We start from the raw sequence: 24804 nt of genomic DNA, 5'->3' as shown, positions 1-24804 counted from the left end.
GGATTGAGGCTCCTTCAAGCTAGAAGGCGTGCCTGGACCGGCCAAGGGCAGCGATCCCGCGGCGCCTTGGGCAATATGCCCGACCTTCGCCGGCAACCTGAAAACCGCAGCCCTTTGCGCTTGCCTGCCAGGGCATTGACGCTCATGATTGATGAACCTCAATTCAGGCGTGAGTGAAACATGAACCTGTTCGCTCATCTTGTCGTGCGGCTGGCCGGCGTCGTGCTGGTCTGCCTGACCTGCACCGTCGGCTGGGTGCTGTTCGAGACGCACCGCAGCATCGAAGCCGGCGCCTCGGCCTCCGCCGATCGGGCTGCCGCCGCCTTCGCCAACCTCTACTGGCGCGAATTGCTGTGGCGCAACGGGCTCGGCCGGGAACACCTGGTCCCCATTCCCAACTGGGAGACATTGGCGACCATGCGGGTGATCGCACCGGGCGTATGCATCACCTTCGCCCCAAACAGCGAGGCGCCGAGGCGGTTGTGCAGTCAAGTGGAGACCATCGGCAGTGCCGCGCCGGACTGGTTCAAGGCCGCCTATGACTATCTCTTCGGCCCCTCTGTACCGGTCGAGCGCCCCTTGACGACGCGGCAGCCTCACGCCGGCGTGGTCGCCGCCGAGGTCGACGCCGGCGCCGCGGTGCGTCAGGCTTGGGATCAGATCAAGATGGTGCTCAGCGTCGCCGCGATGCTCGCGTCGGGAATCGCCATCCTCGCCACCTTCTTCATCGGTCAGTCGTTGCTGCCGGCCCGCACCATCATCGGCGGCCTGCGCCGGCTGGAGCGCGGCGATTACAGTTATCGCCTGCCGCCCTGCCGCACCGCGGAATTCAGCCACATTTCCCGCGCGGTGAACGATCTTACCGAACGCCTGGCCGAAACGACGGCGCAACGCGTGGCGCTGACCAACCGCCTGTTCCAGGTCCAGGAGGATGAGCGCCGCGCACTGGCGCGGGATCTCCACGATGAATTCGGCCAGTGCCTCGCGGCGGTGGGGGCCCTCGCCACCGTGATCGAGATGGAGGCCGCGGCGACGCGACCCGATCTCGCCAAGGACGCCCACGCCATCGCCGACGTCACCAAGCGCATGACGGCCACCCTGCGCGGCGCGCTGGCCCGGCTCCGTTCGCAGCAGGTCGAAGAATTGGGGCTCGAGGCGAGCCTCGCCCAGCTCGTTGCCGGCTGGAACATGCGCAGCGCGCCGCAGGCTACCGTCCACATGAAAGTGGTCGGCGATCTCGCCGGCCTGCCCGAAGCGATCTCGCTGAACATCTACCGCATCGCCCAGGAATGCCTGACCAATGCGGTGCGCCACGGAAAGCCGCGCGACGTCCGCCTCGAGATCGCGCGCGAGGAAGCAGAGACCGGCAGCGTCGCGCTGAGCGTCGAGGACGACGGCGGCGGCAACGCGGCTCAGCTCAACGCCGGATCGGGCTACGGCATTCTCGGCATCCGCGAGCGCGTGGCGGCGCTCGGCGGCAGCCTGCTGATCGGCCCGGCGAAGCGCGGCATCCGCGTCGTCGCCCGCATTCCGGTGATGGGCGCCGCGCAGCAGCCTGCGCCCGCCCTGGCGGCCATGGCATGAGCGAACTCACCATCCTCCTGGTCGACGACCATCCCGTGGTGCGGGAGGGCTATCGCCGCCTGCTCGAGCGCACGCCGGGCTACCGCGTGGTGGCCGAGGCCGACGACGCCACGTCGGCATATCAGGCCTATCAGCGCACCAAACCCGATGTCGTGATCATGGACCTCTCGCTCCCGGGCGTTGGTGGGATCGAGGCCTTGCGCCACATCCGGCAATGGGATCGCGACGCCCGCATCCTGATCTTCACCATGCATGGCGGCGCCGGCTTCGCCCTCAAGGCGTTCGAGGCGGGCGCGACGGGCTACGTCACCAAGGGCAGCGATGCCGCCGAACTCGTCCGTTCCGTTGCGGTCGTCGCCCAGGGTGGTCGCGTGCTGAGCAACGACGTCGCCCGGGAGATCGCGGTGGAGCGCCTCGCCCACCCCCATTCGCCGCTGGACGAACTCGGCCCCCGCGAGAGCGAAATCCTGCGGCTGATCGCCTCGGGCTGGTCGGCCGAAGAAATTTCAGCCTCGCTGCATCTCAGCCTCAAGACCGTCCGCAACTATCACTACCAGATCAAGGCCAAGGTCGGCGCCCGCACCGACGCCCATCTGGTCTGGCTCGCGGTCCGCGCCGGCCTGATCCAGGCGGATGCGGACGCTTATCTGCATCGCGGTGACGCCGCGGCTGTAGAGCAGGAGCACTAGGCCGTGCACTCATTAACACAACAGCATGACTCGGCGAAGGCAATGTCCGCTATGCCCCTGAAGCGGCCCGCTAGTGCGGCAGCGCAATATGCCGCGATGGGCCAACCACCGGAAATGAGGAGGCGCGCGCCGAAGCTGCAACCTCCTCGTTGCTACAGCGGCTCAATCTCGCCGGGCCGCCAAGTTTTGTCGAACCACGCCTGGAGTGGGCCGTAGAGGCGCAGGAGCGTGTTCCATCCTTTGCCGGGGATAGTCTGAACCCAGTTGTCCTCCTTGCCGGCCGGCGCCTTGGGCCCGAAATAGATGTCCACGGACCCGTCCGCGTTCGGCAAGAGTTTCGGGTTCTGGCTGGTTGCGGCTGGCCAACGCTGGTCGGTCTGCAGCATAGAGCGGGTCTGATTGTCGTAGAGGATGACCGACCAGAATTGCTTGACTGGGATATTGGGCGGCAAGTGCAGCTTGTAGTTTTTTCCGCCGTCGAGTGGCTTGTTTTGGCTATCAACGAACGCGGCCATATACTGCGATCCCTCGCCAACTGACTTCGAATCCATCGCCGGTGTCACGCCGGTCGCGTAGAAGAAGAATGCCGAGTAGGCGTCGAGAATACGCGCGCCGTTTTCCTCGAATTTATAGCCGCCGAAAAAGCCCGTTCGCCACGCGCTGTTGGGATAATAGTAGCTTTCCTTGATCCGCAACCGGCTATTGATTGTACGCGCGGTGGCGTCACCTACCAAGGCGGCTTCGGTCAGAATTTTTTTTCATCCGTGCATCGGGCGCGAAGGGCTTACCCTTCTGGATGCCGACCGACGCGTAACGGCCGAGGGTGACCGGGTCAACTGTATCGGTCGGCTCCTCCTGCACAACCTGATTCAGATACTCCCAAAAGGGAAAATCTCCCGGCGCCAGCGTGCTAAATGCTTTACCGGAAACATGCACGAAATTGAGTTTCGGGGGATTTTCAGCATCTTTCAGGCGATAGATTCGCGTGTGCTTTTCGACCGAGTCGACGCCTGGCTTCGGATCACCGTTCACCAAGAACGAGCGCCACGGAACCCAGACGCTGAACGTCGCCGGCTTCACGACAAAATATCCGGTCGGCACCTCGCCGTCGTAGCCGGGCGGCAGGATCAGGTACTTGCCGCCCTCACCCTTGTCCGGCCCAACGAACCCGACATCAGTAATAAAATTATACCACATGTCGTTGATGAGGCCGAGCACATTGGGTGGCACTTCGAGCACCAGTGGCCCGTCGCGCAGGTCGAGCCAAAACCAAGTGTACGGCGTGTTGTTGTTCGGAGTGAGAAAAAGCGACTTCGAGTCCATCCTATCCTCGAAGATCGGAACCGTTAGATTGAGCGGACCCAGTTCCGCGACTCCCTTTCGATTTGCCAATTGGCTCACTGGAGCCAGGGCCAACAGGTAGGCTTGGACGGCGTGTTGGAAGTCCAGATTGTCGTAGAGCTTTTCCACGGTCGCATCGTCGGGAAAGCCGTCGAAGAAGTTCAGCGTCCCGAGGCGGGTCTCCACCTTGTCCGGAATTGCAACGCCCGGCGGTATCGGCGTTTGCATCTTGTATTGCTGAGCGTTGAGCGGAATTGCCGAAAGCGCCACGAAAGACAGCGCAGAAACCACTGATGCCACTAGTTTCATGATGCGGCCCGTCTTGTCAGATGTTGAACTCATAGAACAGTCCTGCGGAAATCCCATGATTGTTGGGATTTCGTGCAGGCTGCAAATCTCGCAAAATGACCAGTCAACGTCTGCCAGCGCGATTGACCGGACCACTGCGATTTACAGTCCCAGCACCCACCGCCGCTTGTCGTGCAACGGCCCGCGACCGCTGCACTACACCCGGCCGTACGACGCAATTGGCGGGATAATCAACGTACGTGCGGTACACCACAGCGCTGGCTTTCTCAGTACTCGCGGCTACGAACCCTTATCAGCAGCGTAGTCGCTATTGCGAATGAGAGCTTCGTTTTCGCCTCGTCCGTTTAGAACGACTAATTCCATTAAAATCGATCTTCGCGTTGACCCAGATCAACAGGTCAAAGCTCTGTCCGAAATGGATCATTTTCGACGGTTTCACCGGAGATCGTTGCTGCTGATGCCCGCTTCCAACCCGTGAACGTCCAACCGGCGCGCCTGCTCGGAAGCGCAGCGTCTGGCAAGCCCCCGTGATTCAAGCTTCCAAACTGGGCGCTCGAATGATGCGCTACGAACTCGCCGACCATGAATGGATCGCCATCAATCGCAGCGATCCGATCTGCTTCAGCCCCTATCCCTACCGTGCTCGCAGAATTACCGCGCGAGGGTGAGGCAAATGAAGCGGTCATTCGGAGATGGGACACTAGTCGCTCGCTTCAAATAATTTGAAAGGATGGAGAATTTGTGATTCGATTCGATCGTCTCGACGCGAGCGCCGGAGAGGATCATGGCTGCGACGGAAATTTCGGTAAAGAAGTATGTTGTGCGGCTGAGCGGCGAGGAACGCGAACAGCTTGAAACGCTGATACGGAAGGGCAAGAGCGCAGCTCAAAAGCTGCTGAAGGCGCGAATATTGTTGAAGGCCGATGTCTCGGAAGCCGGCGAAGGTTGGAGTGACAGCCGGATCATTAAGGCGTTCGATACCAGCGTTTCCATGGTTTACCGAGTGCGGAAGCAACTGGTGGAAGAAGGCTTCGAGGCGGTATTGAGCCGTAAGCAGCGCGCAACACCGGGGGTTGCGCGGATTTTTGACGGTGAGAAGGAAGCCAAACTGATTGCCCTGGCTTGTTCCGAACCTCCCAAGGGACGCGCACGCTGGACCCTGCGGCTACTGGAGCAAAAAGTCGTAGAACTCCATATTGTTGATCGTGCCAGCGACTCGACGATCGGGCGGGCACTAAAAAAAACACTCTCCAGCCCCATCGCCGACAGTGCTGGGTCATCCCGCCGAAAGCCAATAGTGCGTTCGTAGCCGCCATGGAGGACGTGCTGGCCGTCTACACCCGGCCACGCGATCCCGACTACCCGCTGGTTTGCCTGGACGAGAGCTCAAAGCAACTCCTCGCCGAGACGCGCATGCCGATTCCGATGAAGCGTGGGCGCCCGGCTCGTTGCGATTACGAGTACAAACGCAACGGCACCGCCAATCTCTTCATGATGTTTGCTCCGCTCGAAGGCTGGCGCCATGTCAAAGTCACCGATCGCCATACCGCCGTGGATTATGCTCACGTCCTGAAGGACTTGGCCGATGTCCACTTCGCCGGCGCCAAGACCATCGTTCTGATCCAGGACAATCTCAACATCCACAGCAAGGCGTCACTCTATGAAGCCTTTCCGGCCCCTGAGGCCAGGCGGCTGGTCGAGCGCTTTGAATGGCATTACACACCAAAGCACGGCAGTTGGCTTGATCTCGCCGAGTCCGAACTCGGCGTCCTATCGTCCCAATGCCTCGATCGACGGATTCCCGACAAACAGACCCTCGCCGAGGAAATCGCCGCCTGGGAGAAAGACCGCAATGCCAACCACACCAAGGCAAACTGGCACTTCACAACTCCCAATGCTCGCATCAAACTCAAGCACCTTTACCCTTCAATCTGAATGAATCGGGCGACTAGCGCGAGCAGGCCGCCGGCGGCCTGCCTTCCCGCTCACCCCAGCGCGCCGGACTTGCGCAGGGCCGCGATCGCGGCGGCGTCATAGCCGAACTCGCGCAGAATCTCGTCACCGTGCTCGCCGATCTCGGGCGCCGGGCGGGCCGGCTCCTTCCGAAGCCCATCGACGGTGAAGGGGCTGCTGACCGTGAGCACGTCGCCGTCTCCATAGGGCACCAGGGCGCCGGCCTCGCGCATCTGGAGGTCGTCGGGGATGTCCTCGAGCCGGCCGGTAACGCCGAAGGTGATCCCGGCGGCGTCGAGGCGCAGGCGCCAGTCGGCGAGATCCCGCGAGGCGAAGATCTCGTCGAACAGCGCGATCAGCGCCCGCGAATTGCGGCGCCGCGCTTCCTGCGTGGCGAAGCGCTGGTCGTCGGCAATGTCCGGGCGCTCCAGAGCCAGCAGCAAGGGTTCAAACTGGCGGGCTTCGTTGAGCACGCTCAGCGTCAGCCAGCGATCGTCACGGCAGCGGTACATGTTGGTGCAGGCGTTGGGTAGCTGCTCGCGTGGCGGTCGCGGAATCATGGTGGCGCCGCAGAGCTGGGCCTGGACCAGCACACCATTGGCCCACAGACCGTTGGCGATCAGCGAGGATGACACCTTGCCGCCTTTGCCGGTGCGTTCACGGCGATAGAGCGCGGTGACGATAGCGCCGTACAGCGCCATGGCGCTGGGATGGTCGCCCATGCCGGCGACCGAGCGCGCCGGCGGCGCATCGAAGGAAGGTTTGACGTTGTCCATCAAGCCGCTACGCGCCCAATAGGCGGTGGAATCGAAACCGGTCTTGCCTGCCTCCGGCCCGGTCTCGCCATAGGCGGTGAAGGAGGCATAGATCAGCCGCGGATTGCGCGGGGCGAGATCCTCGTAGCGGATCTTGAGGCGCTCGCGCACCGGCGGCGGCATGTTGGTGATGAAGATGTCGGCCTGCTCGGCGAGGCGATGGAGAACGGCATTGCCCTCAGTCGTCTTCAGATCGAGGGCAATGCTGCGCTTGTTGCGATTGTCGACGATCCACGGATAGTTGAAATCGCTGACCGGATAACCGGGCGCCGCCCGCAGCGCGCGGTAGAGATCGCCCTCGCCCGGCGGCTCGATCTTGATGACGTCAGCGCCGAAATCGGCCAGCGTGGTCGCCGCCGCCGGAGCGGCGATGAAGCTCGCGCAGTCGATCACCTTCAGCCCGGCGAACAGATTGTCAGTCATCGCCACCACCGTCCCTGGGCATCAAAAATCAACGTCGAAGACCTCGCCGTCATAGCCCGCATTCGCAGGGATGCGCAGCTGCCGGCGGCCATCGGCGGTCCGGGTCAGTTCGGGCATCACCGTGACGATGGACTCGGTGCGCGCCGCCGCGATCGCTTCCGCCGCCGTCGTCGCCCGCGCCAGCCGGATCAGGTTGCGTTCGGTCGGGAACAGGATCTTGTAGCGGCCAGCCTTCGCCTCCTCGAGCGCGCGGCGCGGCGCGATCCAGACCGAATCCACCGCCTCGCGCCCGTCATGGGCGCCGACCTGATCGGATGGCGCCACCGTGAGGAAGAAATGGGTGTCAAAGCGCTTGGGCATCTTCAGCGGCGTGATCCAATGGGCGAAGGGCACCAGCAGATCGAGCGCAAGAACGAGCTTCTCGCGCGCGACGAAGTCGGCAAAGGCGAGCGTGCCCGCCGTGAGCGCGGCGCGGTGCACCGCCTCGAGACCGGCGAGACGCACAGCGTCGACGACGTGCTCCGAGCCGCGCGGCCGCGCCAGCAGGATACCGCATTCCTCGAACGTCTCGCGCACCGCCGCAATGCGCAGCGCCAGCGTCGCCTCGTCGAGGCCAGCCGTCATGGTCAGAAGCTCGGCCTTGCCGGCGAGGGTCCGATCGCCCGGCTCGACACTGCCACCGGGAAAGACCAGCGCGCCGGAAGCGAAATCGATCTCATGATGGCGCACCACCATGAAGAGTTCCATGCCGCCACCGGTTTCGCGCAGCAGCAGGATGGTGGCGGCAAGACGGGCCGTCGCTGGGGGCTTCGGCTCGGAGGTCGCTGCGTTTGAGGTCATGGTCGTGCGTCCCTATCCGAGAACCGTCATGCCGTTCTTGATGACAGTCACATTGCGCACCCTCACCCTTGCCTCGAAAGAGACGACCTCGCCGTCCTTCCAGAGGTCCACGGTCACCGTCTCGCCCGGAAACACCGGCGAGGAGAAGCGCACAGCGTGACGGCGGAATGCTGCGGGGTCGTAATCGGCATAGGTCTGCAGCACCGCCCGGCAGGTCAGGCCATAGGTGCACATGCCGTGCAGGATCGGCCGGGGAAAACCCGCCCGGCGGGCAAATTCGGGATCGCTATGCAGCGGGTTGCGGTCGCCGCACAGCCGATAGGTCAGCGCCTGGTCCGGCCGCGTCACGATGTCGACCGAGCGATCCGGCGCGCGGCTCGGCACCTTGTGCGGCGGCGGCTGGCCGTCCGAGGGACCGCCGAAACCGCCGTCGCCCCGAGCGAAGGCGGCCCCCACCAGCGTGGCGAGCTTGTCGCCACTTTCATCCCTGAGCACGGTCTCGCGGATGATCACCGCGCCCTTGTCCTTGCCCTTGTCATAGGCGGCGACCACGCGGGAATCGGCGGTGATCTTCGCCGCCACCGGCAGCGGCCGATGGAAGCTGATGTCGCGTTCGCCGTCCACCAGCAGCAGGCGGTTGATGCCGAGATCGCCGGGCCCGGCACCCCAGGCCGCGACCGACGCGAAAGTCGGCATCACCTTCAGTGGTCGCGGATGAAACGCCGCCTCGTTGACGAAGCCGAGTTCACGCTCGTCCATGGGATCGGCGCCCATGCCGATGCCGACCGCGTAGAGCATCACCTCGCGATCGGTATACGCATAGGCCTCGCCTTCCCGCTTCATCGACAGGATTGCCGGGTAATCGATGGCCATCGGGCGTTTCCTCCGTTTCGATGATGGGCGGGTTGCCCCCGCTCTGTCGCCTGACCTGTTCAGGCTGTGGTGAAGAACGGCAGCGGTGCCCCGTCGGTCGGCTTGAACACCACCTTGACCTTGGCCCCGATCTTCAGCTTGGCAAAATCGCAATCGACGAAATTCGTCAGCAGCGAAGGGCCTTCCTTCAGCGTCACATAGCCGATGGCGTAGGGCCCGATCGGCGACTTGCGCATGATGCTGAAGGTGTAGATCTCGCCCTCGCCCGAACTCTCCTCCCAGGCGGTCTCACCAGAGAAGCAGAACGGGCAGATCGCCCGCGGGAAGTAGTGCGGCTCCTTGCAGGCGAGGCAGCGCTTGATCAGGAATTTGCCTTGCGCGGCTGCATCCCAGAACGGCTTGGTCTCGGGATTGCCCTGCGGGGCGGGATACTTCACGTCGCTCATCACACGCGCTCCAGGATCGCGGTCGAGGCACCGTGGCGGATGCCGAGCATGCCGCCGGTGCCGTGCACCAGGGCGAGGTCGCAATTGGCCACCTGCACCTTGGGATGGGCCTCGCCGCGAAGCTGCCGCACCGCCTCGAGGATCTTGGTCATGCCGCCGCGGTTGACCGGATGGTTGCTGCACAAACCGCCGCCATCGGTGTTCCAGGGCAATTTGCCGACCCCGGAGATCAGATTGCCGTCGGCGACGAACTTGCCACCCTCGCCCTTCTTGCAGAAGCCGAGATCCTCGAGCTGCATCACCACGGTGATGGTAAAGCTATCGTAGACGGAGGCATATTTGATGTCCTTGGGTGTCACGTCCGCCTCGGCGTAGGCCGGCGGCGCCGACCACACCGCGGCCGAATGGGTCAAATCCAGCGACTTTCCGCCGCGTGGGCCCTTGAGTGCCTCGCCGGCGCCGATCAGACGGACGAGCGGCCGCTTCAGGCTTTTCGCGATCTCGGGCGTGGTGACGATGACGGCGCCGCCGCCATCGGTGACGACGCAGCAGTCGAGGCGGTGCAGCGGATCGGCGATCATCGGCGACTGAATCACGTCATCGACGGTGACCACCTCGCGAAGCATCGCATGCGGATTGTACTGGGCGTGGTGCGAGGCCGCGACCTTGACCCAGGCCAGTTGCTCGCTGGTGGTGCCGAATTCGTGCATGTGGCGCAGCGCGCACATGGCGTAGACGTTGTGGGTGGTAGCGCCATAGGCGGCCTCGAAATCGAGTTCGGGCCCGACCGCCCGGGGCGGCGGTGCGGCGGTGCGCGGCTTGCCGGCGAGCGTGATCAGCGCCACCGAACAGCGGCCGGCGGCGATCGCCTCCGCAGCATGACCGAGATGGATGATGTAGGAGCAGCCACCGGAATCCGTTCCGTCGAAATGGCGCAGCTTCAGGCCCATGTAATCGGCAATGGCCATCGGCCCGCCCGGTGCGTCGCCGGCGCAGAAATAGCCGTCGACGTCGTCCTTGGTCAGGCCGGCATCGGCCAGCGCGCCGGCGGCGCACTCGGCATGGAGCTGCGCGATCGACTTGTCGGGCGCATGGCGCGTCGGATGTTCGTAGATGCCGGCGATATACGCCTTGCCCTTGATGCCCAATTCCCTCTCCGGTTGCTCCCTGAAGCATTCCGGATTTTGTGAACCGCCGACGAGGGAATGGCAAGCAGGATCAGGCGCGCCCTATTCCGCCACGCGAAACGGAATAGGCGTATGCGTGCAGTGGTGGGCTCAGAGGCTGACGCGGCTGAGGGAATCCTCCTACTCCGCCGCCAGCTGACGTGGCGCCACCGGCGCCGGCTCGTCGACGGCAGCCAGCAATTCGCTGCGGCGGCGACGCGCCTCGCTCGCCGCCTTGTCCTTGATCGGGCCGTAGCCGCGAATGGTCTCCGGCAGAGCGAGCAGAGCGACCGCCGCATCGACGGTCTGTGGCGCCAGCTTGGCGAGTACCGTCTCCACATCGCGCTCGTAGTCGGCGACCAGCTGCCGCTCCAGCTTGCGATCCGCCGAGTAACCGAACGGATCGAATGGCGTGCCGCGCAGGAATTTGAAACGGGCGAGCCATTTGAAGCCGCGCATCATGGCGGGACCGAACTGCCGCTTGCGCGGCCGGCCGAGCGGATCGGTGCCCGACGACAGCAGCGGCGGCGCCAGATGGAATTTAAGGGTGAAATCACCCTCGAACTGCTCGGCGACGCTGGCCGCGAAACGGCCGTCGGTATAGAGCCGCGCCACCTCATATTCGTCCTTGTAGGCAAGCAGCTTGGCATAGCTGATGGCGACGGCCCGCGGCAGCGCCTCGCCGTAGCCACCGTCATCGGCGGCCTTGCGCACCTTGCCGACCAGACGCTGATAGCGGCCGGCAAGCCGGGAGTTCTGGTAATCGCGCAGCAGTGCGCTGCGATGGGCGATGATCTCGTCGAGAGTCAGCTCGTCGAGGGACTTGGGCGCGGCGGCCTCGTCCTTGAGCATCGCGTGGAGCCGCTCCGGATCGGCGGCGGCGAGCCGGCCGAGGGCGAAGGCCAGCGAATTCATCTTCACCGAAACGCCGTTGAGCTCGATCGCCTTGGCGATCGCCTCGGGCCCGACCGGCAGCAGCCCCCGCTGGCAGGCATAGCCCAGCATCATCACGTTGGTGGCGATGGAATCGCCGAGCAGCGCTTCTGCGGCATGGGTGAAGTCGAGGAAAATGGAATCCTTGCGGATCGCACTCTCCAGCACGGCATCGACCTTGCGGCGCTGAAAATCGAAGTCCCGGTTGCGGATGAAATCGGCGATCGGGATCAGATGGGTATTGATGATGCCGTGAGTGCGCTCGGTCTCGCAGAGCGTAATGGTCTCCTTGGCGATCGCGACCACCTCGTCGGCGGCGATCAAAAGATCGGCCGTGCCGGTGACGATGCGCGAGCAGGTCACCTCGGCCGGATTCTGCGAGATCCGTACGTGGCTGAGCACGGCGCCGCCCTTCTGGGCGAGGCCGGACATGTCGAGGATCATGCTGGCCTTGCCCTCGACATGAGCGGCCATGCCGAGCAACGCGCCAATGGTGAGGACGCCGGTGCCGCCGACGCCGCCCACCGCGATGTTGTAGGGCCGATCCAGCGGCTGCAGCGCCGGCACCGGCGGCAGATCGCCGATGGCCGAGGGGTCGAGCGGCGCTCGCTTGCGCAGCCGGCCACCCTCGACGGTGACGAAGGACGGGCAGAAGCCCTTCAGGCAGGAGAAGTCCTTGTTGCAGCTCGACTGGTTGATGGTGCGCTTGCGGCCGAGTTCGGTTTCCAGCGGCTCCACCGAAATGCAGTTCGACTGCACCGAACAGTCACCGCAGCCTTCACAGACGGCGGCGTTGATCACCACCCGCCGCGCCGGATCCTCGAGCAGACCGCGCTTGCGGCGGCGGCGCTTCTCGGCCGCGCAGGTCTGGACGAAGACAATGGCCGAACAGCCCGGGGTGTCGCGCAAGGTGCGCATCACCGTATCGAGTTCGTCGCGGTGGGCGAGCTTGACCCCGGGAGCGAGATCGGAAGCCGGATAGACGTCGGGGCTTTCCGAGACGAGATAGATGTTGCGCAGTCCTTCGCTGTGGAGCTGGAAGGTGATCTGCTGGGGCGAGAGGTCACCGTCCACGTGCTGGCCACCGGTCATGGCGACGGCATCGTTATAAAGGATCTTGTAGGTGATATTGACCTTGGCGGCGAGTGCCTGGCGGATCGCAAGGCTGCCGGAATGGAAATAGGTGCCGTCGCCGAGGTTGACGAAGATGTGCTTCTCGTTGGTGAAGGGCGCGATCGCCGTCCAGGGCACCCCCTCCCCGCCCATCTGGGTGAAGGTCTCGGTACTGCGATCCATCCACTGCGCCATGAAATGACAGCCGATGCCGGCCATCGCGCGACTGCCTTCCGGCACCTTGGTCGAGGTGTTGTGCGGGCAGCCCGAGCAGAAATAGGGCGTGCGGGTGACAGGAGCCACCGCCTGCACCTGCGAGGCTTCGCGGCCGTGGAACCAGTCGGCCTTGGCGCGCAGCATAGCGACGATTTCAGGGTTGAGATCGAGCATCAAAAGCCGGTCGACCAGCGACGTCGCGATCAGTGCGACGCTGAGCTCCTGTGAAAACGGGAAGAAGCGCTTGTCGCGATTGTCCATCTTGCCGACGACGCGCGGCCGGACGTCGTCGCGCCAGCCGAACAGCTCGAACTTGACCTGGTTCTCGACGATCTCGCGCCGCTCCTCGACGACGAGGATCTCCTCGAGGCCGACGGCGAATTCGCGCACCCAGACCGGGTCCAGCGGCCAGGGCATGCCGATCTTGCCGAGCCGCAGGCCGATCCTGCCAGCGACCTCCTCGGTGATGCCGAGTTCACGCAGGGCCTGGCGGACATCCTCATAGCTCTTGCCGGAAGCCATGATGCCGTAGCGTGCCTTGGGCGAGTCCATGGTGACGCGGTTGACGCGGTTGGCGCGGGCGAAGGCGATCGCAGCGAAGCCCTTGTAGTCCTGCAGCCGACGATCCTGAGCGAAGCGATCATCGGGCCAGCGCAGGTTCAACCCGTCCGGCGGCAGCTCGAAATCCGACGGGATCACGAATGGCTTCATCTCGTCGGTAAGGTCGATCTCGGCTGTGGTCTCCACTGTCTCAGTGATCACTTTCATGCCGACCCAGCAACCCGAATAGCGCGACATGGCGATACCGAGCAGGCCCATCTCGATCATCTCGTGGACGCTCGAGGGATAGAGGAAAGGCATCAAGGCGGCGACGAAGGCGTGGTCGGACTGATGCGGCACCGTCGAAGACTTGGCGCCGTGGTCGTCGCCGGCGAGGCAGAGCACCCCGCCATGTTTCGCCGAGCCCGCCGCATTGCCGTGGCGAAAGACGTCGCCGCAGCGGTCGACGCCGGGGCCCTTGCCGTACCAGATGCCGACGACGCCGTCGCGCTGGGCGCCGGGCGAAAGGTGGAGCTGCTGGGAGCCCCAGATGGCGGTCGCGGCAAGATCCTCGTTCACGCCGGGCTGAAACTTGACGTCGTATTGCGCGAGGTGCGCCCGGGCGGCCATCAGCTGCTGGTCGTAGCCGCCGAGCGGCGAACCGCGATAGCCCGAGACGAAGGCGGCGGTGTTCAGTCCCTGGGCGCGGTCGCGGCGGATCTGGGCCATCGGCAGGCGGACCAGCGCCTGGATTCCGGTCATGAAGACATGCCCCGACGCCTGCGTGTATTTCTGGTCGAGGCTGATCGGCCCTTGATTAATACCCATTGAAGCGCTCTTCCCGGCTTTTTGTTGCGGCTGGCGCGGATGCCTGCCGAATCCGACAACAGTCTATGTCGCTTCCAGGCCGCCTCGCATCAAGATTCGGATCTCGCCAGACTCTTGATGTGGTTTCGCAATTTCGTTTCCGCAAGCCGGCTCGCCGGTTTCGCCTTGTGTCGCCAAGGCCCTCGCCGGCGACTGAAAATTCAGCTCGGCTCCGCTGCTCGCTCCCCGCCGCCAAGGACGTCGCCGAGCACCTCGAGCAGATCCGCCTCGCGGAACGGCTTGCGCAGCACAGCCCGGTAACTGGTCGCGCGCTCCCGCACCGCACTCTCAAGCAGCGAGGTCATCACCACGACCGGTATGGATCGGGTTCGCGGGTCCTCGGCCATCGCTGCCATGAGCCCGCCGCCGTCCACGAACGGCATCATGAAGTCGGTCAACACCACATCGGGCGTCTCGTGATGCAGGATATCGAGGGCCTGACGGCCATTGCCGGCCAGCAGCACATGGAAGCCATTCTCGCCGAGCATCAGCTCGAGCCAGTCGGCGATCGCCCATTCGTCCTCGACCACCAGCACCGTCTTCACGTCACGCTCCCGTGCGCGAGTGGCTTTCGGCCAGCAGCGTCACGTAAAGCGCGCGCCGCCCGTGCGCTCCGTGGGCGAAACAGATCTGATTGCCGAGGATCGTCTTCCCCGCGCCCGGGGCGCCCTGGATGATGTAGATGCCGCCGTCGATGACTCCGCCGCCGAGGACCGCATCCAATCCTGCGATCCCGGTCGGCAGCCTCTCACTTGCACTCTTCATGTGATTTAACCCCGCCCCGGCAGATCCATACGCTGCGAGAGCCTTCACCCCCAGACCCGCGCAATTGGGCACAACGTCTGCCATGCCCGAAGTGTTCCGGATAAGAGCCAAGGCAGACCATGCGCTCCATGGAACAGCGCCGGTCCTGCGCCCGTTCTCGAGATGGAGGAAACACACGCGGGAGGCGATATGAACAACTCTCCATCGCAGACCGAGCGCCGCGCGTTCGTCGCGCCGAAAGATGTGCCGGTGGAAGGCAGCGCGAGTTCCGTCGGCCTGGAACCCTCACCCTTTGCCTGTCCTGATCAAAACCGGGTCAAGCCGAGCAAGGCGCTGCTTGGGCTTGCGGCGATGTTGGCAATTTCCCTGTCGTTCTACGTCTATTACCACCTCGACACCTGGATCGCACGGACCGTAGTTGGACATCACGCCCATTACGCACCTGCGGAAGATTCAGCGCTGCACGAAACGCGCTGACGTGAGTGTCGCAAGCGAGAGAGGAACCGGCAATATGCGAGGCCATTGACAACACTGACCGAGACCAACAGCCCGTGAGGACAGCATGGCCTTTCCGCGTGATCCCGACGCCGATTACCGGACGCCGAATGAATTGCCTCCCCGCATGGACAACGAATTGCAGCCTGACCCCGAACTCGCCGAAGGGCCTTCGAGCCCCGGCCGCGTCGCCGCCTACGCCATCGCTGCGATCCTGATCGTCGGAGCCGTACTCTATGGCGTCAGCCACACCGCATCGAATTCATCATCGAACCCGCCGTCTTCGACCGCCGCGAACACGCCAGCCGCGCCGGCCAATCCGTCACCGGCGGGACCGGGAACGCCCAATCGGTGATCTCGGCGATGGCATTCATGAAGCGAACGTGACGGCCAGTGCATGGCCGCCATGTTTCTTTTTGCGTAAGCTCGGCATTCGCTGGATCATCCTGGAGTTTCCGATGCAATCGCCGACCGCTGTCCTTGTCCTCGCCCTCCTGCTCACGCCAGCATTGGCCGAGGACACCCCGCGCCCGCCCGCCGCACTCAGCAAAGCGACCGTGCGGGAGCCCTACGGCATTGGCCTCGAAGGCTTCGCCTATCCCTATCCGGTCGAGATGTTCAACGTCGCCAATGACGGCGAACAGCTTCGTATGGCCTTCATGGATGTTGCGCCGACCGCAGCGCCGAACGGCCGCACCGTGTTGCTGCTGCACGGGCGGAATTTCCCCTCGAGTTATTGGGCGCCGGTGATCAAGACGCTTGCTTCCGCGGGCTATCGCGTGGTCGTCCCCGACCAGATCGGCTTCGGCAAGTCCGCCAAGCCGACGGGCGAACTCCATTTCGACACGCTGGCCCGCAATACGATCGCCCTGCTCGACCATCTGCAGCTCAATGACGTTGACATCGTCGCCCATTCGCTCGGCGGCATGCTGGCCGTGCGGATCGCCCGCGCCTATCCCGATCGCCTCCACCGCCTCATGTTGGTGGCGCCGATCGGCCTAGAGGACTATCGCCGATATGTCCCGCCAACCCCGACTGAAAAGATTCTGGAAAACGAGGACCGGTTGACGGCCGAGGCCTACCGCAAGCAACTGGTCACGAACTACTCGCTGACCTTGCCGCCGGAGGCGATCACGCCGTTCATCGACGCCCGCTTCAACATCAAGGGCGCGGCGGACTATCCGCGCTGGCTGCGCGCCTTCGTCAGCTCGGCACAGATGATCTATCGCGAACCGGTCGCCCACGAGATCGCGCTGATCACCCAGCCGACGCTTTTCCTCATGGGCGAAAATGATCATAACGCCCCGGGCCGCCCGAACGCGCCCGAAGCCCTGCGCCCCAAGATGGGCCAGAACGCCGAGCTGGCCCAGAGCTTCGCCAAGGCAATGCCGAACGCCAAGGCCCAGGTGGTCCCGGGCGTGGGGCACCTGGTGTTTCTCGAAGCCGAGGCCGAGTTCAACAAGGCCCTGCTCGGATTCCTTGCCACGCCGTGACCGCGCCGTTCATGGGCCATTCACTGCGACGATGCGACGCTGCAGCGAACCAGATCGGATCCGGACAACGGTCACATCATGACCACAATGCCGCCGATCCTCGCCAACGTTCGTCACGCCCGCAGTTGTGCGGAGTCCAACAAAGGAAATGCTCCATGAAACTTATTGTCGCCGCCACGCTCCTCGGCAGCCTGATCGCGGGCACGAGTTTTGCGAACGCCATGCCGCTCGCTCCCACCGGCCAGGGCGGCAATGCGGACGTGGTCAAGGTCGCCGGCGGCTGCGGCCCCGGTTTCCACCGCGGCCCCTATGGCGGCTGCCGTCCCAGCCGCGGCCCCGTGGTCGTCGTGCCGCCGCGGCGCCACTTCGCGCCTGCACCCTTTGTCCGCCGCTGCCCGCCCGGAACCTTCATGGGCCGCTACGGCCGCTGCCGGCCCCACTGAGCGCGGCAATCGCTGCGCCGACGAGAAAAGCCCCGCAAGACGCGGGGCTTTTTTGCTGCTCGGGACGAGGAAGCCTCAATCGCGCTCGTAGACGAATTTCGGCATTTCCCAGCGATAGCGGATCGCCAGCAGACGAAAGGCAAGGCCCGCCGTCAGCGCCACCGCGCTGACGAGGTCCGGATTGAAGCCGATCCGCAATCCGATCACATAGAGCAGCCCGGTGACGACAGCCACGCTGGCATAGAGTTCGCTGCGAAACAGCAGCGGCACGTCATTGCACAGCACATCGCGCAACACGCCGCCGACGCAGCCGGTGATCATGCCGGCGACGATGACGATCACTGGATGCTGGCCACCCTTGAGCGCCACGTCGCAGCCGACAATCGTGAAAGCGACGAGGCCGACGGCGTCGAGGACCAAGAACAGATTGCGGAAGCGGTGGATGACCGGCGACAGCATGATGGTGGCGAGCGCCGCCACGCTGGTGACCGCCAACAGATAGGGCTCGTGCACCCAGACCAGCGGATAGTTGCCGAGCATCATGTCGCGGGCCGAGCCGCCACCGAGCGCCGTGACGCTGCCGAGCAGCACGACGCCGACCCAATCCATGCTGCGCCGTCCCGCCGCCAGCGCCGCGGTCATGCTGGCGGCGACGATTCCGACCAGCGACAGCGGCAACAGCAGGGCTTCGGATTGAACCATGGATCGCCTGGACGCCGCTGCCGCGTGCTCACAATGGCAAATTGTCGTGCTTCCTGGCCGGCACTTCGACATGCTTGTCGCGCAGCATGGCAAGCGCCCGCGCAATGCGCTTGCGGGTGGAGTGCGGCATGATCACGTCGTCGATATAGCCGCGCTCGGCGGCGACGAAGGGCGACAGGAAGCGATCCTCGTATTCCTTGGTTCGTGCGGCGATCTTCTCGGCGTCGCCGATGTCCTGGCGAAAGATGATCTCCACCGCGCCCTTGGCGCCCATCACCGCGATCTGCGCCGTCGGCCAGGCGTAATTAACGTCGGCGCCGATCTCCTTGGAGGCCATGACGTCGAAGGCGCCGCCATAGGCCTTGCGGGTAATCACGGTGATCAGCGGCACCGTGCATTGCGAATAGGCGAACAAGAGCTTGGCGCCGTGCTTGATCAGGCCGCCATATTCCTGCGCCGTACCCGGCAGGAAGCCCGGCACGTCGACGAAGGTGACGATCGGAATGTTGAAGGCGTCGCAGAACCGCACGAAACGCGCCGCCTTGCGCGAGGCATCGCTGTCGAGCACACCGGCCAGCACCATGGGCTGGTTGGCGACGAAGCCGACGGTGCGACCGGCGACGCGGCCGAAGCCGGTGACGATGTTCTTGGCGAATGCCTCGGCGATCTCGAAGAAGTCGCCCTCGTCCACGACCTTCAGGATCAATTCCTTGATATCGTAGGGCTTGTTGGGATTGTTCGGCACCAGGGTGTCGAGCGACATGTCGACGCGCTCGATGTCATCGAAGCTCGGCCACTCCGGCACGCCGTCGCGGTTGTTGGCGGGCAGGAAATCGATCAGCCGGCGCATCTGCAGCAGCGTCTCGACGTCGTTGTCGTAGGCGCCGTCGGCGATCGACGATTTGGTGGCATGGACGCTGGCACCGCCGAGCTCTTCCGCCGTCACCACCTCGTTGGTCACCGTTTTCACCACATCGGGACCGGTGACGAACATGTAACTGGTGTTCTTCACCATGAAAATGAAGTCGGTCATGGCCGGCGAATAAACGTCGCCGCCGGCGCAGGGGCCCATGATGACGCTGATCTGCGGAATGACGCCGGACGCCTGGACGTTGCGGCGGAAGACGTAGGAATAGCCCGCCAACGCCGCAACGCCCTCCTGAATGCGGGCGCCGCCGGCATCATAGAGCCCGATGATCGGCGCGCGTGCCTTCATCGCCATGTCCTGAAGCTTAGTGATCTTCAGCGCGTGGGTTTCCGAGAGCGAGCCGCCGAACACGGTGAAGTCCTTGGCGAAGACGAAGGTCCTGCGGCCGTTGATGGTGCCCCAGCCGGTGACCACGCCGTCGCCGGGGATCTTGCTCTTCTCCATGCCGAACTCGACCGAGCGATGCTCGACGAACATGTCGAATTCCTCGAAGGAGCCCTTGTCGAGCAGGAGCTCGATGCGCCCGCGCGCCGTCAGCTTGCCGCGGCCGTGCTGCGCCTCGATCCGCTTGATCCCGCCGCCAAGCTTGGCGCCGGTGCGCCGCGCCTCGAGTTTTTCGACAATATCTTTCATGCCCTGATGCCTTCCTGCCTCTCGCCCACCACTCCCGTCGGGGCAGCCGCGCCATTCCGGCCTGACTGTTCCCACCGTGTCTAGCACGCGTTGCGCGGCCGGGAAAACCGCTCCGCCTATCGCCTTTAGCAGCACCTCCGGCCCTCGTAGACTGTGAGCCGGTCGGCGGGCGCCGGATGAAGGCGATGAGGCCCGAGATCGGCCCCGGTCGGGCGCATCGTTTAAACGCCCGCCGACCGAGACACCCATATTCAGTAGCAACACGACCGGACCGCATCTAACATGCGAGTTCGCTGCTGAAGTTGCCCCTAAACCGATTTCGGCCTTGCGGGGGAGCGGCGGGATTTGCATATGCCAAGTCGGCATAGTCAGGCGGGGGGGCGTTCATGGCCGAGGCAGCAGGACAGTCGGGCGCGGTGACGGGTTGGGCGCGCATCCTGCTCCGCCTCGAAGGTCTCGCCCTCGCCGGTGCTGCGCTGGCGCTCTATCGCTGGACGGGCGGCTCCTGGCCGATGTTCGCCGTGCTGTTGCTGATTCCCGACCTGTCCATGCTGGGCTATCTCGTCTCGCCGCGCACAGGGGCCGTCGCCTACAACACAGTACATGTGACCCTCGGCCCGGCGCTGCTCGGCGCCCTCGCCGCCGCCTTGCGCGAACCGCTGTTCGCCCAATGCACCGCCATCTGGCTTGCCCATATCGGCCTCGACCGGGCCCTCGGCTACGGCCTGAAATATCCCGCCGGCTTCGGCTTCACCCATCTCGGCCGCATCGGCCGGGCCGGCTGACAGGGGCGAGCGCGGCTCTTTGCCGGTCGCCGGCGGCGACAAGACCGCGGCGATTCCCTTTTTGTCTGGTCGTTTATTCGCTGTCCTGTTCATTGTGCATTTGCCGGCCCTGCTTCCGACGGGCCTCGTTGCACTGCATTGAAAGCGTGCGGATGCGAGCTGTCCAGCACGGGATGCACAGATCCATTGACGATATCGCCGGCCCCGCCTCTAATGATTTAATGCTTGGCATTGCCATCGCACTGACCAGCAGCAACGAGTCAACACGATCATGAGGGAGAGAATGATGCGTCTCGTGCACGCTGCCGTTCTGGCCGCTTCGCTCGCAGCATACGTGGCAGTCCTGCCTCCCGCCGCAAGTGCGCAAAGCCCGGTCCACCCGACGCTGCCGCAGCGGATAGAACTGCATCCGTTCACATCCCTTACCTTGAGCGACAGTCAATTCCTCACCGGCGATCGCAGCGGCAAGCCGGTGACGCTCGCCGGCGAATTCCGCATCGCACAAGGCTCCGGCCGGCTTCCGGTCGCGGTGCTGATGCACGGCTCCGGCGGCGTCGGAGCCAACATCGAGCCCTGGGCCGAGGAGCTCAACGCCATGGGCGTGTCGGTGTTCATCATCGACGGCTTCACCGGCCGCGGCATCACCGCGACCAGCACCAATCAGGCGCAACTCGGGCGTCTGAATTTCATTCTCGACATCTATCGCGTGCTGGAGATCCTGGCGAAACACCCGCGGGTCGATCCCCAGCGCATCGCGCTGATCGGCTTTTCACGTGGAGGTCAGGCCGCCCTCTATGCCAGCATCGCCCGCTTCCACAAGCTTTGGAACGCATCAGGCATCGATTTCGCGGCCTACATCCCGTTCTATCCCGACTGCGCCACCAGCTATATGGACGAGACCGCGGTGGTGCCCAAGCCGATCCGGGTATTCCACGGGACCGCCGACGACTACAATCCGATGGCGACCTGCAACGCCGTCATAGCACGGCTGAAGACTGCGGGCCGCGATGCGACCATAACCGGATTTGCCGGTGCCGATCATTTCTTCGATACGCCTTTCCCCGTCGGCACACTCGTGGCCGTCAAGGCGCAGACGGTGCGCGGCTGCACCATCCGCGAAACCGAGCCGGGTGTGCTGACCAATACCGCCACCAACCAGCCGTTCAGCTACGAAGATGGCTGCGTGGCGCGCGATCCGCATTTCGGCGGCGACGTCGAGGCCGGTGCTGCCGCCCGTCAGGCGGTTGGCGCTTTCATCAAGGATCTGTTCAAGCTCAAGTAGCCGAGATTGCTATAGCGCGCCGATTTCGGCGAGGCACTGCTGGACGATGGTCATGCGCGCCGCGGTGTGATGGCCGTCGCGGATGTCCATGTTGAGTGCGAACACGGTGACGTCCGCGCCCTTCTCCACCCAGCCGACGATCCAGCCGACACTGGAGCGCACCTCCTCGCCAGGCTGCTTGTTATCGACCCCGATCAGGCCGGTCTTCGAGCGGATCACCGCGTCGCCGACCTTCGTCACCGGCAGGATGTCGCGTGTCAGCGCCTGCGCCCGCTCCGAGGCCGGCAGGACGCCGCGCCGCAGCCGGTCGAGAAAATCAATCTGCTGCACCGGATCGATGCGCAAGTCGCCCGACAGCCAGAAGCGGTCGATGCCGCCGCCGATATTGCGGTTGCCGTACTCGAAGGCGTCGACGTATTTCTGCATGCGCTCTTCGCCGATGCGCCGCGCGATCTCCTGATAGACCCACACGGCCGAGACCGCGATCGCCGAGCGCAAGGTTTGATCCTTGTTCCATTCGGGGATGAAACGGGTGACGCCATCCCATCTGAAGACGTCTTTGTCGGGATCGGCGACGACGCCGGTGTCGAGCGCGATTACCGAATTCGGAATCTTGAAGGTCGAGGCCGGCAGGATCGCCTCGCCCGAGCGCTCGGCGTCCGAGGCGATTACGGCATAGTCCTCGACCTTGTAGGCGACGAAGGTGCCTGCTGTGCCGTTGTCGGTAAAATGCTTGGCGAGGCTGCCCTGGATGACGTTCTTCATCGGCGCGACGTGGGCGGCGGCCGGCGCGAGGCGTGAGAACAACGCTCCCAGCGGCAGTCCGAGGGCGAGACGACGAGTGATCACGGGCGGGTCCGAAAATACAGGATGACGAGGCCTCCACTACCTCGGCCATCGTGTTCAAACAATGACAATCGCAGGCCCGTCAGCGGCCCGGTTTGGATAGCCGCAGCACGAACACCAGCACCTCGGCTACGGCCTTGTAGAGATCCTCGGGAATTTCGTCGCCGAGTTCGACATGGGACAGCGCGCCGGCCAGGATCTCGTTCTCCTCGATCGGCACATTGTTGGCCCGCGCAATCTCGACAATCTTTTCACCGACCGTGCCGCGGCCCTTGGCGACAACGCGCGGCGCTCCCTTACCGCGCTCGTAATGCAGCGCGATCGCGAGCGATCGCGCCGGATCGTTGCGAGAGACACTCATGTCGCCCGGTCCAGAAAGTGGCCGGCCCTGGCGACGACGACCTGTGGCGGCGCGCCGTCACCGATGACGATATTGCCCGGCTCGAGACTTGCCTCACGCAGGGCGCTCGTCAGGTCGGCGGCACCGGCCCGCAGTCGCGCCGCGGTGAGCGGTCGCTCGGCCCACATTCGCACCGAGGTGGCGCCGCCCGACAGCGACACCAGCGCATGCACCGGCCCGGCCGGCTCGACGTCGAGAGAGAAACGCGCCCGCCAGCTTCGTTCGCTCGCGGCCGCGACTGTCTGGCCGCCGCCGTCACGGGCGATTTCGAACTGGGCCACCGCGGTCCCCTGGGGCGTGGCGAAGGGAATTTCGAATTGCCAGCGCGCGCCGGCAGGATCGATGCCGCGGCTGTCAATGCGATCGGGTAGCGAGGCGATCTGCATGAGAGTCTGGCGGGCGATGGCGCCGTCGGCCGCATCGATCAGGCGATGCAGCACTTCGTCCGGCGCGGCATCGGCCGCAATGCTGGCTGCTGCGACCGGCTGGGCCACGGGCGTCGCGCCGCGCAGCGGCGGCGGCACGACACCGCGCGCCATCAGGGCTTCTGCGCCTTGCGGCGCGCCGCGGCCGGACGATGACGACACGCCATGCGGCGCATCCTGGTCGGTCGTCTGGCCCGCCTCCTGGAGAAGGTTGAGCGCAAGCGTCGCGGCCGCTGCCCGGGCCCCCGGTGTCATCGGCACCTGCGCCGCGGCGCCGCTGGCAAGCTCATCGGCAAAGGGCAGCAGCGCCTTGGGCAGAAATGCTTCTTCGATTTCGAGATCCGGCACCAGAAGCGCGCCTTCCGCGGCTGCGAGGCCCATGGCCGGATCGGTCCCCGCCAGGGCCGCCCAACCATCGGCCGAGGCCGCGGAGGGCACGATCGGGGGGGACAGCGCCGAGGCCGCGGTCCCGATCTCCGCGCTCCCGCCGAGCCAGTTCGACAGGGTCTGGCGAAACACCAGCAGGGCCGCCTTGAGATCGGCAAGGCTGGAGCCCGGCGCCATGGTGCCGGCGGCGAGATTGGCCTCGAGGAACAGGCCGGAGGACCGCATGGCGGACTTCAGGGTGTCGCCGTTGAGCGCCGTGGAAAGTTCGGGTCTTGCCGCCAGCAGCGCCATGGCGACGCCTTGCAGCGATGTCGGCAGACGATCCACGGCAGCGGCAAGATCGGCGAACAGTGGTGACAACCCAGCCTGCTTGACCGCCGCGGACTGGGCGGCGGTCGTCACGGCCGCGGCCTCGGCCGGCGTCAATGGCGCCCGGATCGGATCATCGGGCGCGATCATGGCGATCCGCGAGATGTCGGTTGCGGGCGCGGCCGCCAGGGCGCCGCTTCCCTCGGCCGAGACAATCGCGAGTTGCAGGCCATCAGCGCTCTGCGCAACGGCGAGCTTGAGCGAGGTGCCGGCCTGCAGCGGGACTTGCGTGGTGGCGTCGATGGACAGGCCGGCAATGGCGAGACGCACCAGACTAGCCTCCAGCACCTGCACCACCCGGGCCTCGATCACGGCGCCCGGCTGCAGCACGGCGTCGGAGATGCCCTGAACGCCGATCACCGGAAGCACAGAACTGACGGCGTCCACCATGGCCTTGCATCCGCTCCCGTGCTGATACGAGCGTCAGATCCACCACACTAGTGTGGCGTCTCGCAATTGCCTACGCCCTTCGCGGCAAGCCCCTGTAGGCAATTGCGAGACATAAGCCACACTAGCTTTTTGATTTTGCAAGTATCCTGTTTCCAACGTTCGTATCCCATTGCAGCAGGCGCTCATACGAACGTTGGAAACAAGGGGACACTAGCATCATTATGATTCTAGTGTGGTTTTGGATCTGACGCTCGTTCGAAGAACTCGCTGCAATACTGAAACGAGCGTCAGATCCACCACACTAGTGTCCTGATGTCTCCGAATGACCGTGCGAGGGTGAGGCAAATGAAGCG

24 protein-coding genes are annotated in these 24804 nt (G+C 64.6%); 9 read left to right on the top strand and 15 right to left on the bottom strand.

The genetic code is table 11. From position 1 onward, the window contains the following. Positions 1-180 precede the first annotated feature (180 nt). Both DB459_RS19425 and DB459_RS19420 read left to right on the top strand, forming a co-directional pair. Positions 181-1584, top strand: a complete 1404-nt coding sequence (locus DB459_RS19425) for a histidine kinase (protein WP_253706880.1) — start codon at positions 181-183, stop codon at positions 1582-1584. Further along, the gene (locus tag DB459_RS19420) at positions 1581-2273 is read left to right on the top strand and encodes a response regulator transcription factor (protein ID WP_253706879.1); all 693 of its coding nucleotides are present in this window, start codon (positions 1581-1583) and stop codon (positions 2271-2273) included. Before DB459_RS19425 ends, DB459_RS19420 begins: the two co-directional genes overlap by 4 nt. 152 nt (positions 2274-2425) lie before the next feature. Here the strand turns inward: DB459_RS19420 and DB459_RS19415 are convergent, their stop codons facing one another. Continuing rightward, entirely contained in the window at positions 2426-3007 is a 582-nt protein-coding gene (locus DB459_RS19415) for a DUF1214 domain-containing protein (protein ID WP_253706878.1), read from the bottom strand. Beyond that, positions 2997-3956, bottom strand: coding sequence for a DUF1254 domain-containing protein (locus tag DB459_RS19410; protein ID WP_253706877.1), 960 nt, complete (start codon positions 3954-3956; stop codon positions 2997-2999). Before DB459_RS19410 ends, DB459_RS19415 begins: the two co-directional genes overlap by 11 nt. Before the next feature lie 751 nt (positions 3957-4707). On the opposite strand from DB459_RS19410, the gene DB459_RS19400 reads away from it, so the two are divergent. Then, positions 4708-5858, top strand: a protein-coding gene (locus DB459_RS19400; RefSeq protein ID WP_253706060.1) for an IS630 family transposase whose coding sequence is annotated in 2 segments (ribosomal slippage) — positions 4708-5158 and positions 5158-5858 — 1152 coding nt in all. Because the reading frame shifts where the segments join, the coding sequence is not laid out codon by codon here. A gap of 50 nt (positions 5859-5908) precedes the next feature. On the opposite strand, the gene DB459_RS19395 is transcribed toward DB459_RS19400, so the two are convergent. From DB459_RS19395 to DB459_RS19360, 8 genes are all read right to left on the bottom strand, one after another. After that, complete coding sequence (locus DB459_RS19395; protein ID WP_253706876.1) at positions 5909-7114, bottom strand: CaiB/BaiF CoA-transferase family protein; 1206 nt, start codon at positions 7112-7114, stop codon at positions 5909-5911. A gap of 21 nt (positions 7115-7135) precedes the next feature. Further along, positions 7136-7954, bottom strand: coding sequence for an NUDIX domain-containing protein (locus DB459_RS19390; protein WP_253706875.1), 819 nt, complete (start codon positions 7952-7954; stop codon positions 7136-7138). A 12-nt stretch (positions 7955-7966) separates the two neighbouring features. Then, positions 7967-8827 (bottom strand): MaoC/PaaZ C-terminal domain-containing protein, encoded by an 861-nt coding sequence (locus DB459_RS19385; RefSeq protein ID WP_253706874.1) that lies wholly within the window; start codon positions 8825-8827, stop codon positions 7967-7969. Between the two features lie 59 nt (positions 8828-8886). Beyond that, positions 8887-9273 (bottom strand): Zn-ribbon domain-containing OB-fold protein, encoded by a 387-nt coding sequence (locus DB459_RS19380; RefSeq protein WP_253706873.1) that lies wholly within the window; start codon positions 9271-9273, stop codon positions 8887-8889. Next, the gene (locus DB459_RS19375) at positions 9273-10421 is read right to left on the bottom strand and encodes a thiolase domain-containing protein (RefSeq protein WP_253706872.1); all 1149 of its coding nucleotides are present in this window, start codon (positions 10419-10421) and stop codon (positions 9273-9275) included. Before DB459_RS19375 ends, DB459_RS19380 begins: the two co-directional genes overlap by 1 nt. 159 nt (positions 10422-10580) lie before the next feature. Then, entirely contained in the window at positions 10581-14069 is a 3489-nt protein-coding gene (locus tag DB459_RS19370; protein ID WP_253706871.1) for an indolepyruvate ferredoxin oxidoreductase family protein, read from the bottom strand. A gap of 200 nt (positions 14070-14269) precedes the next feature. Beyond that, the gene (locus DB459_RS19365; protein WP_253706870.1) at positions 14270-14653 is read right to left on the bottom strand and encodes a response regulator; all 384 of its coding nucleotides are present in this window, start codon (positions 14651-14653) and stop codon (positions 14270-14272) included. A 1-nt stretch (position 14654) separates the two neighbouring features. Next, on the bottom strand, positions 14655-14873 hold the full coding sequence (locus DB459_RS19360; protein ID WP_256519212.1) for an ATPase domain-containing protein: 219 nt from the start codon (positions 14871-14873) through the stop codon (positions 14655-14657). A gap of 189 nt (positions 14874-15062) precedes the next feature. Between DB459_RS19360 and DB459_RS19355 the strand changes: the two genes are divergently transcribed. The 4 genes from DB459_RS19355 to DB459_RS19340 all read left to right on the top strand — a co-directional run bounded on the left by DB459_RS19355 (position 15063) and on the right by DB459_RS19340 (position 17304). Continuing rightward, on the top strand, positions 15063-15350 hold the full coding sequence (locus tag DB459_RS19355) for a hypothetical protein (RefSeq protein WP_253706868.1): 288 nt from the start codon (positions 15063-15065) through the stop codon (positions 15348-15350). Between the two features lie 85 nt (positions 15351-15435). Further along, entirely contained in the window at positions 15436-15723 is a 288-nt protein-coding gene (locus DB459_RS19350) for a hypothetical protein (protein ID WP_253706867.1), read from the top strand. 103 nt (positions 15724-15826) lie between these two features. Then, complete coding sequence (locus DB459_RS19345) at positions 15827-16861, top strand: alpha/beta fold hydrolase (RefSeq protein WP_305884141.1); 1035 nt, start codon at positions 15827-15829, stop codon at positions 16859-16861. A 155-nt stretch (positions 16862-17016) separates the two neighbouring features. Beyond that, positions 17017-17304, top strand: a complete 288-nt coding sequence (locus DB459_RS19340; RefSeq protein WP_253706866.1) for a GCG_CRPN prefix-to-repeats domain-containing protein — start codon at positions 17017-17019, stop codon at positions 17302-17304. Positions 17305-17379: 75 nt separating this feature from the next. Here DB459_RS19340 and DB459_RS19335 read toward each other — a convergent pair whose 3' ends face one another. Together DB459_RS19335 and DB459_RS19330 are read right to left on the bottom strand one after the other, a co-directional pair. Continuing rightward, positions 17380-18006: a trimeric intracellular cation channel family protein gene (locus DB459_RS19335; RefSeq protein WP_253706865.1), complete on the bottom strand. Its 627-nt coding sequence runs from the start codon at positions 18004-18006 to the stop codon at positions 17380-17382. Positions 18007-18034: 28 nt separating this feature from the next. Beyond that, complete coding sequence (locus tag DB459_RS19330; protein ID WP_253706864.1) at positions 18035-19567, bottom strand: acyl-CoA carboxylase subunit beta; 1533 nt, start codon at positions 19565-19567, stop codon at positions 18035-18037. A 386-nt stretch (positions 19568-19953) separates the two neighbouring features. On the opposite strand from DB459_RS19330, the gene DB459_RS19325 reads away from it, so the two are divergent. Together DB459_RS19325 and DB459_RS19320 are read left to right on the top strand one after the other, a co-directional pair. Next, positions 19954-20352 carry a DUF4260 domain-containing protein gene (locus DB459_RS19325; RefSeq protein ID WP_253706863.1) on the top strand — a complete coding sequence of 133 codons (399 nt, stop codon included), beginning with the start codon at positions 19954-19956 and terminating at the stop codon, positions 20350-20352. 427 nt (positions 20353-20779) lie between these two features. Beyond that, positions 20780-21634 carry a dienelactone hydrolase family protein gene (locus DB459_RS19320; RefSeq protein WP_371926781.1) on the top strand — a complete coding sequence of 285 codons (855 nt, stop codon included), beginning with the start codon at positions 20780-20782 and terminating at the stop codon, positions 21632-21634. A 9-nt stretch (positions 21635-21643) separates the two neighbouring features. Here DB459_RS19320 and blaOXA read toward each other — a convergent pair whose 3' ends face one another. The 3 genes from blaOXA to DB459_RS19305 all read right to left on the bottom strand — a co-directional run bounded on the left by blaOXA (position 21644) and on the right by DB459_RS19305 (position 24451). Beyond that, complete coding sequence (gene blaOXA / locus DB459_RS19315; RefSeq protein WP_253706861.1) at positions 21644-22483, bottom strand: class D beta-lactamase; 840 nt, start codon at positions 22481-22483, stop codon at positions 21644-21646. A gap of 79 nt (positions 22484-22562) precedes the next feature. Further along, a complete protein-coding gene (locus DB459_RS19310) occupies positions 22563-22841 on the bottom strand; it encodes an EscU/YscU/HrcU family type III secretion system export apparatus switch protein (RefSeq protein ID WP_253706860.1) in 279 nt (92 codons plus the stop codon). After that, positions 22838-24451: a flagellar hook-length control protein FliK gene (locus DB459_RS19305; RefSeq protein ID WP_253706859.1), complete on the bottom strand. Its 1614-nt coding sequence runs from the start codon at positions 24449-24451 to the stop codon at positions 22838-22840. The genes DB459_RS19310 and DB459_RS19305 overlap by 4 nt, the downstream gene beginning before the upstream one ends. Between the last annotated feature and the right edge of the window lie 353 nt (positions 24452-24804).

It is taken from the genome of Bradyrhizobium sp. WD16 (assembly GCF_024181725.1).
Classification (GTDB): Bacteria; Pseudomonadota; Alphaproteobacteria; order Rhizobiales; family Xanthobacteraceae; genus Bradyrhizobium_A.
The sequence above is the reverse complement of the archived record's forward strand: the minus strand, read 5'-3'. Positions and strand labels throughout refer to the sequence as shown.

Bases quoted from the DNA above. Each gene is read 5' to 3' on its own strand.
- DB459_RS19390 (WP_253706875.1), bottom strand. From the start codon at position 7,954: ATGACCTCAAACGCAGCGACCTCCGAGCCGAAGCCCCCAGCGACGGCC.
- DB459_RS19380 (WP_253706873.1), bottom strand. From the start codon at position 9,273: ATGAGCGACGTGAAGTATCCCGCCCCGCAGGGCAATCCCGAGACCAAG.
- DB459_RS19370 (WP_253706871.1), bottom strand. From the start codon at position 14,069: ATGGGTATTAATCAAGGGCCGATCAGCCTCGACCAGAAATACACGCAG.
- DB459_RS19385 (WP_253706874.1), bottom strand. From the start codon at position 8,827: ATGGCCATCGATTACCCGGCAATCCTGTCGATGAAGCGGGAAGGCGAG.
- DB459_RS19395 (WP_253706876.1), bottom strand. From the start codon at position 7,114: ATGACTGACAATCTGTTCGCCGGGCTGAAGGTGATCGACTGCGCGAGC.
- DB459_RS19325 (WP_253706863.1), top strand. From the start codon at position 19,954: ATGGCCGAGGCAGCAGGACAGTCGGGCGCGGTGACGGGTTGGGCGCGC.
- DB459_RS19350 (WP_253706867.1), top strand. From the start codon at position 15,436: ATGGCCTTTCCGCGTGATCCCGACGCCGATTACCGGACGCCGAATGAA.
- DB459_RS19410 (WP_253706877.1), bottom strand. From the start codon at position 3,956: ATGAGTTCAACATCTGACAAGACGGGCCGCATCATGAAACTAGTGGCA.
- DB459_RS19305 (WP_253706859.1), bottom strand. From the start codon at position 24,451: ATGGTGGACGCCGTCAGTTCTGTGCTTCCGGTGATCGGCGTTCAGGGC.
- DB459_RS19355 (WP_253706868.1), top strand. From the start codon at position 15,063: ATGAACAACTCTCCATCGCAGACCGAGCGCCGCGCGTTCGTCGCGCCG.
- DB459_RS19420 (WP_253706879.1), top strand. From the start codon at position 1,581: ATGAGCGAACTCACCATCCTCCTGGTCGACGACCATCCCGTGGTGCGG.
- DB459_RS19425 (WP_253706880.1), top strand. From the start codon at position 181: ATGAACCTGTTCGCTCATCTTGTCGTGCGGCTGGCCGGCGTCGTGCTG.
- DB459_RS19310 (WP_253706860.1), bottom strand. From the start codon at position 22,841: ATGAGTGTCTCTCGCAACGATCCGGCGCGATCGCTCGCGATCGCGCTG.
- DB459_RS19360 (WP_256519212.1), bottom strand. From the start codon at position 14,873: ATGAAGAGTGCAAGTGAGAGGCTGCCGACCGGGATCGCAGGATTGGAT.
- DB459_RS19345 (WP_305884141.1), top strand. From the start codon at position 15,827: ATGCAATCGCCGACCGCTGTCCTTGTCCTCGCCCTCCTGCTCACGCCA.
- DB459_RS19340 (WP_253706866.1), top strand. From the start codon at position 17,017: ATGAAACTTATTGTCGCCGCCACGCTCCTCGGCAGCCTGATCGCGGGC.
- DB459_RS19330 (WP_253706864.1), bottom strand. From the start codon at position 19,567: ATGAAAGATATTGTCGAAAAACTCGAGGCGCGGCGCACCGGCGCCAAG.
- DB459_RS19335 (WP_253706865.1), bottom strand. From the start codon at position 18,006: ATGGTTCAATCCGAAGCCCTGCTGTTGCCGCTGTCGCTGGTCGGAATC.